8 protein-coding genes are annotated in these 9702 nt (G+C 45.6%); 3 read left to right on the top strand and 5 right to left on the bottom strand.

All coding sequences use genetic code 11. From position 1 onward, the window contains the following. The 5 genes from QVA83_RS16645 to QVA83_RS16665 form a co-directional block, all read right to left on the bottom strand. A partial coding sequence (locus QVA83_RS16645) for a HAMP domain-containing protein (RefSeq protein ID WP_287498714.1) occupies nt 1-916 on the bottom strand: 916 nt, incomplete at its 3' end. A 143-nt stretch (nt 917-1059) separates the two neighbouring features. Continuing rightward, nucleotides 1060-2259 (bottom strand): hypothetical protein, encoded by a 1200-nt coding sequence (locus tag QVA83_RS16650; protein ID WP_014948263.1) that lies wholly within the window; start codon nt 2257-2259, stop codon nt 1060-1062. Nucleotides 2260-2293: 34 nt separating this feature from the next. Then, nucleotides 2294-2698 (bottom strand): type 2 periplasmic-binding domain-containing protein, encoded by a 405-nt coding sequence (locus tag QVA83_RS16655; RefSeq protein WP_156077893.1) that lies wholly within the window; start codon nt 2696-2698, stop codon nt 2294-2296. Between the two features lie 531 nt (nt 2699-3229). Next, entirely contained in the window at nt 3230-6337 is a 3108-nt protein-coding gene (locus QVA83_RS16660; RefSeq protein WP_156077892.1) for an efflux RND transporter permease subunit, read from the bottom strand. 14 nt (nt 6338-6351) lie between these two features. Continuing rightward, nucleotides 6352-7401 carry an efflux RND transporter periplasmic adaptor subunit gene (locus tag QVA83_RS16665; RefSeq protein ID WP_156077891.1) on the bottom strand — a complete coding sequence of 350 codons (1050 nt, stop codon included), beginning with the start codon at nt 7399-7401 and terminating at the stop codon, nt 6352-6354. 227 nt (nt 7402-7628) lie between these two features. On the opposite strand from QVA83_RS16665, the gene QVA83_RS16670 reads away from it, so the two are divergent. The 3 genes from QVA83_RS16670 to QVA83_RS16680 form a co-directional block, all read left to right on the top strand. Continuing rightward, a complete protein-coding gene (locus QVA83_RS16670) occupies nt 7629-8174 on the top strand; it encodes an NUDIX hydrolase (protein ID WP_156077890.1) in 546 nt (181 codons plus the stop codon). A gap of 65 nt (nt 8175-8239) precedes the next feature. Continuing rightward, the gene (locus tag QVA83_RS16675; protein WP_156077889.1) at nt 8240-9007 is read left to right on the top strand and encodes a class II aldolase/adducin family protein; all 768 of its coding nucleotides are present in this window, start codon (nt 8240-8242) and stop codon (nt 9005-9007) included. A 55-nt stretch (nt 9008-9062) separates the two neighbouring features. After that, nucleotides 9063-9702, top strand: a 640-nt coding sequence (locus QVA83_RS16680; RefSeq protein ID WP_502711470.1) for an enolase-like domain-containing protein, incomplete at its 3' end; no start/stop codon positions are given.

Here is a 9702-nt window from a genome sequence, read left to right on the forward strand (position 1 = left end):
TCGTATCTACCGCACGCTTAGCATTGGTTGCAGACTTTTGCTGTACATCAATGGTGCGCTGGGTTTCTTCCGTTACACCGCGTAAGTTCTGCGCTAGGTTTGATAGCGGTAAACTCGCTTCTACCACATCACGCACTACGCCTTGCAGCTTGTCCATGAATTGGTTGAACCAATACACCAACTCGCCAATTTCATCTTCGCTTTTGGTTTCTATGCGAACCGTTAGGTCACCGTTTTCTTGAGCAATATCTTTAAGGGAACGAACCACGTCATCAATACTTTGCTTAATGCCGCGAACAATAGGTACCGCTGTTCCAAACAGCAATATAGTCACAACCACGGCTAAAATGACGCCTGTGCTAATTAACGAGGTATTGGCACTGTCTGTGTTTTTAAATGCTTCTTCAAATGCCGCCTGTTGAGCATCACGAAATTGAGACATCGCAGCGATGGCACCATCGTATGACTGATTCATTTGGGCTGAGAGTTCGCCTAAACGACTGAAGTCGGCAGTGCCGTTGACCATAGACTGTGATACGTCATAGGCAACATCGAAATAATTATCAAAGCCTGAGGAGATGCGGGAAATTTCACTGCGAAACTCAGGGCTAATAGAAGCAATTTGGTTTAAGCCGCTTTTTGCTTCTTCGGCGAGCTCTTGCGCCATAGTAAGGGTGTCTTGATCACCAGTGGTCACTGCGCTCGCAAGGGTATCGCGAACCTTTTGCATATCAACTAAGGTCGATGCTGATAGTTGAAGGGCAGGAAATTGAACTTTCTGAACTTTTTCTAGCGTTGCACCATTATTGAGTGCGGTATAGACAGTGATAAGCAAGTAAATAATAAAACTTAGCGCTGCGATCCCCGGTATGAGGAAAATCTTTGTCGCAATTGGCATTTTTTTTAGAAAGTTCATCAGCTATCCCACTGTTTTTTATAATTGCTTAACTACGTTTCAGTTTTACCTGAAAAAACATCATAACTAATTTATCTACCCAATAGCTAAAATCTTTAATGAAATTATGGCCTCGCACCAAAATGCAAGGCCATAACGAGTAGTTAGAACGTATAGTTTACGCCTACTTTGAGCAGTGTTGCATCATTTAGATCGTTTAGATCATCTGAATACCAAGTTACGTCAGTTTTAAGTGCAAAACCTGGCTCAACGTCGTAACGAAGACCAACAGTAACTGCCGATACATCTAGCTCCTGTTGAGCAGCAATACCTGCCGCAGTTTGGTAAATACCCGGCGAGCCATTTGCGCCGTTCCACGTAGCATCAACCACGGCATCACCTGTCGCAATCGTAGCAGGCAATGCAGCAATTAAACCTAGCTGAGTACCATTATCCGCTTCTTCAACTTCGTAAGTAATATGTGGTGTAAACTTGCCAAAGCGCATACCCGCCGTAACGTACCATGCTTTATTATCGGCAATAACAGAGCCATCAACTTCTGTTTGGGTAAATTCTGCACCCACAAACCAATCGTACTTATCGATATCAACAGCAACTTCAAAGAAGGTACCTGTATCTTCGTTAACACTCAGGCCTTCAGCGGCTAAAGACGCCGCAGGAATAAAGGCACCATATTGATTTAAACCACCAACAAATGTGTCAAAGTCAGCATTCGCAGCACTTGTTTTACCACGTGCTAGCAAAGTACGCGCACTGAACCAATCACGTGTTGCTTCAAATGAAACAGCGACCACGTTTTCCAACTCTAACGCAGCAGGCGTTCCTGAAATGGTGGTATCAGCCTCAACACGACCAACGGTAAACTGTGCACCATATTCCCAGTCACCTGAGTAGTTCATGTAGTCAACACGAACACCGTCAATGTTGTTGAAGTCAATGCCGTATACAGCATCTGGTGGTGTTAGCCAGTGATACGAGTAACCGATATCTAATGAAGCAGAGTACTTAAATAAAGGCATGCGCAGACGGCCTGCACTGATGTTGAAGTTGTTGTTCAACATATAGGTCATGTACGCCCATTCAAAATCGGCGTCGTAATCTTCACTACCACGGCCAACTAGCTGGGCGGTCGCAGAGAGCTTATCGCTAACATCACCACGAACCTGAAGGCCAAATACACTTGCAGGGTCGAAGTTAAAGTCGCTGTCGTAATCGTACACTGACTCGTCATCGTCTAGTGTCATACCACCAATAAGGTTTGCAAAGCCGTTGATTTGAATATCAGCCAGTGCCGGAGTAGCTAACAGGCCAGCCATAGATAAGATAGCAAGTTTGGTTTTCATGCGTGTTCCTTAAATTCTTTGTATAAACGGTCAGTTAAAAGGTAGCGACTACTCGTACGCTGTCGTTAACAGCGCCAGCGTCGACGTAACCAATTGCGCCAGGGTTTCCTGCTACTGCAGATACAACTTCTGAATCGCTACCCAGAGCTTTTGGTGGTTGACCTTTACCGGTAAATACTAGTTTTGACCAAAACGCAGTTAATTGTGCTGCGGTTTTGTTCAATACCTTGCCGTTAAATTCATCAGTGGCAGATTGGCCTTCAGCTAACGCAACTGGCTCGGCTTGCGTACCACTTGGAAACGCCTTTGCTTTATTTAGAAATAAACGGCTAATACTATCTTTGTCGAGGGTGTCAGCGTTACTGGGATGAACAATAACTGCTACATCGGCAAAAGCTACGTTACAGCACAATCCTGCTGCAAGTATCCATTTCTTCATGATATGTCCTCTAGAGTCTGTTGAATGCTTGCTCTTCGCTTTTAACTTTCTTGCTAACCCGTTTGCACGGAAAGTGGAGCTTTTAAACGGCTTGAGACAAACATGTGCGTGTGTGCTCATACTCATACAACGGGGTAAGTATTGGTCACAATTGCCATATTCGCCAATTTGAGCGTGAAAATTTTAGCATTTAAAAATTAATGACTTATACAAGCGTTTGATTTTGGCGTGAAGTGTAGAAGAAGTTGTAAGTTAAGCAACTATACAAATGTCTAATACATTCCTTTATGCATTATGACCACAAATAAGAATTTATGATGAGAGCAGTGAAAAGAAAATTATTTTATCTTTTTCAGTAAGTTAAGGGGTTTCACCACAAAACACTTAGTGATAAGCGCTGATATTTACGTATGTAAAAACATACGGAAAGATAACCCTTATAGCCCCTTCCTGTATATTTTTTTAATCAGCCCTTGTTGAGCGTGTATTAACGAAAATAAAGGCTAAGCGGGCTTTACCCCGCTATAATGGTTACGATTCGCCTTTTTTATAAGGGATTGACTGCTCCAGCGTCTCTATCTCCATTGTTCGTTGAAGTGGAGAACCGGTGTTTCTTGCCAGCCAACTATAAGCGGTGGGAACAACATAAAGTGTCATGAAGGCAGAAACGAGAACACCAGAGAAAATGACCATACCAATAACCATTCTGCTTTCTGCTCCTGGTCCAGACGCGAGTACAAGTGGTAAGGAGCTAAATACCGTAGTGAAGCCGGTCATTACGATAGGACGTAGGCGCTGCGCGGCTGCGCGTTTAAGCGCATATTCAAACTCCATACCGGCATCCCGTAGCTGGTTTGCAAACTCGACAATAAGAATACCGTTTTTTGCGGCAAGTCCAATTAGCATAACCAAACCAATTTGACTGTATATATTGATCGTCATATCGCTAAAGAATAGCCCGATATAGGCTCCAACAAGCGCCAGCGGCACGGTCAGCATGATGACTAGCGGGTGCACCCAGCTTTCAAATTGCGCAGCCAATATTAAGTAAGTGACAGCGAGTGCCAGCATAAATACATATACAAATGAATTACCCGCTTCCTGATACAGCTGTGACTCGCCTTTGTAATCTATTGATACATTGTCAGGCAGCTCTGTACTTACAATGTTTTCTAAATATTCAAGTGCCTGCCCTAGCGTATAACCGTCCGCCAAGTTGGCAGAAATAGTGACAGCACGCATTCTGTTGTAGCGATTTAACTGTGCTGACGTGGCTTGCTCTTCAAACGTGAGTAAATTGTCCATAGGAATGAGCTCGCCAGTGCGGGATGAACGCACGTACAAATTTTCTATGCTGTTAGGGCTTCGAAAATCTTCCTCTATACCTTCCATGATGACATCGTATTCTTCGCCCCTATCAAGGAATGTTGACACCCTACGCTGACCCAGCATCACTTCCAGTGTGCCGCCAATATCACTAATTGATACCCCAAGATCAGCGGCCCTGTCGCGGTTAATATTCACCAATAGCTGTGGTGAGGTTTCTTTATAATCGGAGTCTAGTCGAATGAGCCTTGGGTTCTGCGCTGCCTTTTGTAGAACAATGTCTCGCCATTCAACCAGATTTTCGTAGGTATCGCCTTGTAAGACGAACTGAACAGGACGGCCGAGGCCTCCTCCAGAAATCCCGCTGCGCATGATGGCAAAAGCACGAACGTCAGGCACGCTGTTAAGTTTGGCGCTGATTTCATCCATGAGCGAAAATGTACTGAAATCTCGCTCATCCCAGTCTGCAGACCCCACAATTGCGATACCCGCATTACCGCCGAAACCAGGTGTTCTAACCAAAAGGCGATTGATTTTCCCACTCTCGCGGTAAGGCATTAAGATACTTTCAATCTTTTCGAGATTCTTTGCGTTACTTTCGAAACTAGCCCCTTCCTGCGCGTTCATCAAAATGAAGAAATTGCCTCTGTCTTCTTTGGGAACGAACTCGCTAGGCACTTTTTCAGAAAGCTGTACCAATGCAACGATAGCAATAGCAAGCATAAGCAGCATCAGAATGGGCTGATGCAACGTTTTACCTAGCGTATTGAAGTAGCCGTTCTCAAGTTTAGAGAACTTCTTGTCCATCCAACTTCCAAAGCCAGACGATCGGGTTCTTTTTTTAAGGATTTTCGACGCCATCATGGGCGACAACGTAAGTGCGGTAAAGCTTGAAAACGCTACCGCAGCAGCTATGGCCAATGCGAACTCCGTAAATAGCCTTCCAATGTTGCCCTCAAGGAAAACCAACGGTACAAACACAGAGATAAGCACCAGCGTTGTTGCAATAACTGCAAACCCAACTTCTTTAGCGCCGCGGTAGGCGGCCAAAATAGGGGGTTCGCCCATTTCTATGCGTCGGTAGATGTTCTCAAGCACAACTATGGCGTCATCCACCACCAAACCGATGGCTAGCACCATAGCAAGCAGGGTAAGAAGGTTGATGGAAAACCCCAGTGCATACATCACGATAAAAGCGGCAATAATAGAAACGGGTACGGTAACTGCCGGAATCAACGTGGCGCGAATATTACCTAGGAAAAGGTAAATAACGATCACCACCATTAACATCGCGATACCTAAAGTCTCATATACTTCATCAATCGACGCCTCAATAAATACCGACGAATCATAGCTGGGTACAATAAAGATATTATCAGGAAGAGTGGCTTCTATTCTTTCAATTTGCGCTTTCGCTGCACGGGCAACGTCTAAGGTGTTGGCTTTGGACTGCTTTATAATACCGAGTCCAATCATATTGACGCCATCACCACGAAACTCGGTTTCGTCATCTTCTGCGGTTAATTCAACATGGGCTATTTCGCCAAGCCGCACAAGATAACCATTGTCACCTACCGCAACCGTCAGCGCGGCAAAGTCGTCAGGCGTAAGAAAGGTTCGCGCAACCCGTACTTCAAAGTTACGGTCAGTACTTTCCACTTCCCCCGCCGGCAATTCCACATTCTCGGCGCGAATGACTTGCTCTACATCGTTTACCGTAATACCTCTTGCCGCCATTGCATTGCGGTCTAAGAACACTTTCATGGCATAGCGCCTGCCTCCCCCAATTTGAACTCGGGCGACACCATCGACAATTGAAAGCCTATCCACTAATACGCGCTCGGCGTAGTCAGTCAGCTCCATGGTATTTAGGTTTGTGCTTCGCAAGTTGTACCATACCACGGCACTTTCATCGGAATTTGCTTTAGACACCTCAGGAGGATCAGCTTGATCAGGCAAGTTATTGAGTGCGCGACTTACTCGCTCGCGCACGTCATTCGCGGCAGCATCAATATCACGAGAGAGCTTAAATTCAATGGTAATGTCTGAACGACCATTACGAGAGGTCGAGGTAACGTTTTTTATCCCCTCTATACCCGATATTCTATCTTCCAATAGCTGGGTGATCCGAGTCTCAACAATATTAGCCGATGCCCCTGTATAGGTCGTACTCACCGAGACAATCGGTGGGTCGATATCAGGGTATTCACGCAAACTCAACATGGTAAAAGCGACAATACCGAAAATGATCAGCAGTAAATTAATAACCGTTGCGAAAACAGGGCGCTTTACAGAGACGTCTGACAATAACATGACGATATGCTCCCTTAGCGGTTTAACACATTAACCGGAGATTGGTCGCGTACCCGAAGCGTGCCTTCGGTAATGACCTCATCGCCTTCGTTTAACCCACTAACAATTTGTACCAGCCCGGGACGACGCTCACCAATTACCACTTCAGTTTGATGTGCAACGTTATCTTTAACGACATACACATACTGCTTGTCTTGAACGGGAACCAGCGCCTTTTCCGGCAATACCAAAGTATTCAGCACGCGCTTTTCCACAATTACGGTAAGCAACATACCGGGGCGCAGACGATTATCTTGGTTGTCTATCGTCGCACGTACCCGAATAGAGCGGCTAATCGGGTCGAGTCGCGTGTCAATGTTAGAGATTTTCCCTGTAAACTCTTCTCCGGGGTAAGCCACCGAGGATGCACTTAATGCCTGCCCTTTAGCCACGCTTGCAAGATGGTTTTCAGCGATACTGAAATCGACCTTAATTAGACTGATGTCATCTAAAGTAGTGATAGTGTCACCAGGTTGCACCAAAGAGCCGATACTGATTTCGCGATTACCTAATAGTCCGCTAAACGGCGCGCGTATCTGCAAGTCATTTAGCTGAGCTAGCGCAATATCTAGCTGAGCTTGTAAGGCTTTAACCCGTGCTTGCTGCTCGTCCAGCAGTTGTTCAGAAGTAGCGTTAGACTGGCGCAAGTCCGCTATGCGCGTGAACTGGCGTTTGGCCTCATCAATATTCGCCTTAAGTTCCTCTACCCTGGCGCGTTCTTCCGTATTGTTTAGCTGAACCAGTAACTCGCCTTCGGTGGCTTTATCGCCGTCTTCAAAATTAATTGTTTTTACGGTATCGGTGACTTGTGCGGTAATATTCACCGACTCATTGGCGGTAGCAGTACCTAATGACTCAATCGTAATTGGGAATGCCTGTGATGATACCAAGGCTGTTTTTACCGGCGTCGCCCGCACGCTACTATCACTCGCGCTCTCTTCTTCGGGCATATTCAAATACACTACAACACCTGCAAGTAGCACTACGCCAAGCAACAAAGGCGATAAAGATAATCGTGAAGACATAACCTTTCCTATAGGTAAAAAAGTATCCCATCACGTATTTTTCAAAACGTTTAGGATACTCAAGTACACAAAATCCGCTTACGATTCTTCGCAAGCGCCGCTATACGTTAAGATTGTGTACCGCGTTATTATTTTTAGTTGTGTTATATTTGCGTAGAGTCTGTCTTTTAATATTGATTATTTTTAAAACAATCACAAACAGCTTCTAGAGTATTTTACCCAAATCGATGGTCATCTTATTTCGCTTATCAGCTATATTCGCTGTTTTAACGCTTTTCGCATGTTCACAGTCTTCACCCAACGCGCCGGTTTGTCGCGTTTCCGATAGGCTTTTATCTCAACAAAACCAAGTTGGAGAAAACAGTCCAGCCCCTTTGATTGCTGCCGCGTGCCTAGTCAAAACAAATAATAAGGTACTGTTAGTAGAACACCGTCTTTCAGGTAAATTGGATTTTCCTGGTGGAGGGGTGCTTGAAAATGAATCGGTCGCCTGTACTGCACACAGAGAAACGTGGGAAGAAACTGGGTTCAATGTTGAAGTTACCCAATATTTATCCACCACATCTAATGGACTGGCTATATTTGGTTGTGATTTAGATGCTGGTATTGAGACCCTTCCAGACGCCTTCGATGCGCCTCCTTGGGCCAAATTAGAGATAAAAAAACTCGTAAAAGCCAACCCCTTTACCCTTGACCACGACGCAATGCGTTTCGCTGACGATCTTATTCCCTTGCGCGATGGCTACACCCAATTCGATATAACGCAGCACTGACAAAGCATTGTTCATTGTTGCGGGTATTGGTAAATTGTCACCATGAAAAGAATAGGAGAAGTGGCTTGTTTTCACTGCCAACCTTAAGCCTTAAAGGCAAAGTTTCTGAACAAGAATGGCAAACTCGTGTCGATTTAGCAGCATGCTATCGGTTAGTGGCAGATATGCGATGGGGCGACCTTATTTACACGCATATCTCAGCTAAGGTACCGGGCACTGATCATTACTTGGTTAACGCCTTTGGCCTGACGTTTGACGAGGTTACCGCCTCTAACCTGGTTAAGGTCGATTTAGAGGGTAACATCCTTGACGATACACCTTACGGCATCAACCCCGCTGGCTTCACCATTCACAGTGCTATCCACGAAGTGCGCCACGATGCCCAATGCGTTATTCACCTGCATACACTAGCCACAATCTCAGTCGCATCTGTTAAAGGCGGGCTTAAGCCCTGGAGCCAGTATTCAATGTTTTCGCTACCATCACTTTCTTATCACAGCTACGAAGGTTTAGCCGTTGATGATAGTGAAAAGAAACGTTTGCAGTACGATCTTGGCGACACTAATCACATGCTTTTGCCTAATCACGGCGGTCTAACCCTTGGCCCCACCGTCGGTGACGCCTTTATGCGCTTTTACGATTTGCAGCGTGCGTGCGAAATTCAGCTTGCCCTGATGCAGTCTAATGAAGAGGTTATCGAGATACCGCAAAGCATTATTGATGGCATATACGCACAGGCTAATGTGGTTCACAGCGGCGAAACAGGCGGCCAAAAAGCATGGCCTGCCATGCTTCGCAAAGCTTACAAACTAGACCCGGGCTTCTGCGAATAATTTAGCTTAGCCAGCTAAACGCCAACTTATTTCAAACAGGAATTGTTTATACATTATGAAAGTCACCAAAGTAGAAATTTTTGATATCGAATGCCCTAAGCGCCCTCAGTGGAACCCGGTTTTCGTACGCGTTTACACCGACGAAGGTATTACCGGTGTGGGCGAAGCAGGACTGGCTTATGATTGGGGTCACAGCGCCGCTGCACACATGATTAAAGAAATTGCCGAAGCCATGCTGATTGGCTTTAATCCTTTTCACACCGAACTGCTTTGGTCGAGAATGCTGCGCGAGGGCTTTTGGGGATTAGGCGGCGGCCCGGTTATTTATGCTGCGATGAGCGCTATTGATACTGCACTTTGGGACATTAAAGGCAAAGCGCTTGGCTTGCCGGTTTACGAATTACTGGGTGGCAAAACTAATGGCAAGCTCCGTAGCTACGCTAGCCAGCTACAGTTTGATTGGGACAAAGAAGTAACCAAGCTTAACGACCCCGCTGACTATGCTCGCGCCACCGAGAAAGCGCTTAAAGATGGTTATGACGCAGTAAAAGTTGACCCTATCGTTTACGATAAAGACGGTAACACGCACTTCGACAGAACCAAGCTCTTCACTAAGCCAGAGCTTAAACTTTTCAAAGCCCGCCTTCAGGCTATTAGAGACACCATGGGCGAAGACGGCGACATCATCTTTGAAT

It is taken from the genome of Alteromonas sp. AO-Serp (assembly GCF_017849675.1).
Classification (GTDB): Bacteria; Pseudomonadota; Gammaproteobacteria; order Enterobacterales; family Alteromonadaceae; genus Alteromonas; species Alteromonas macleodii.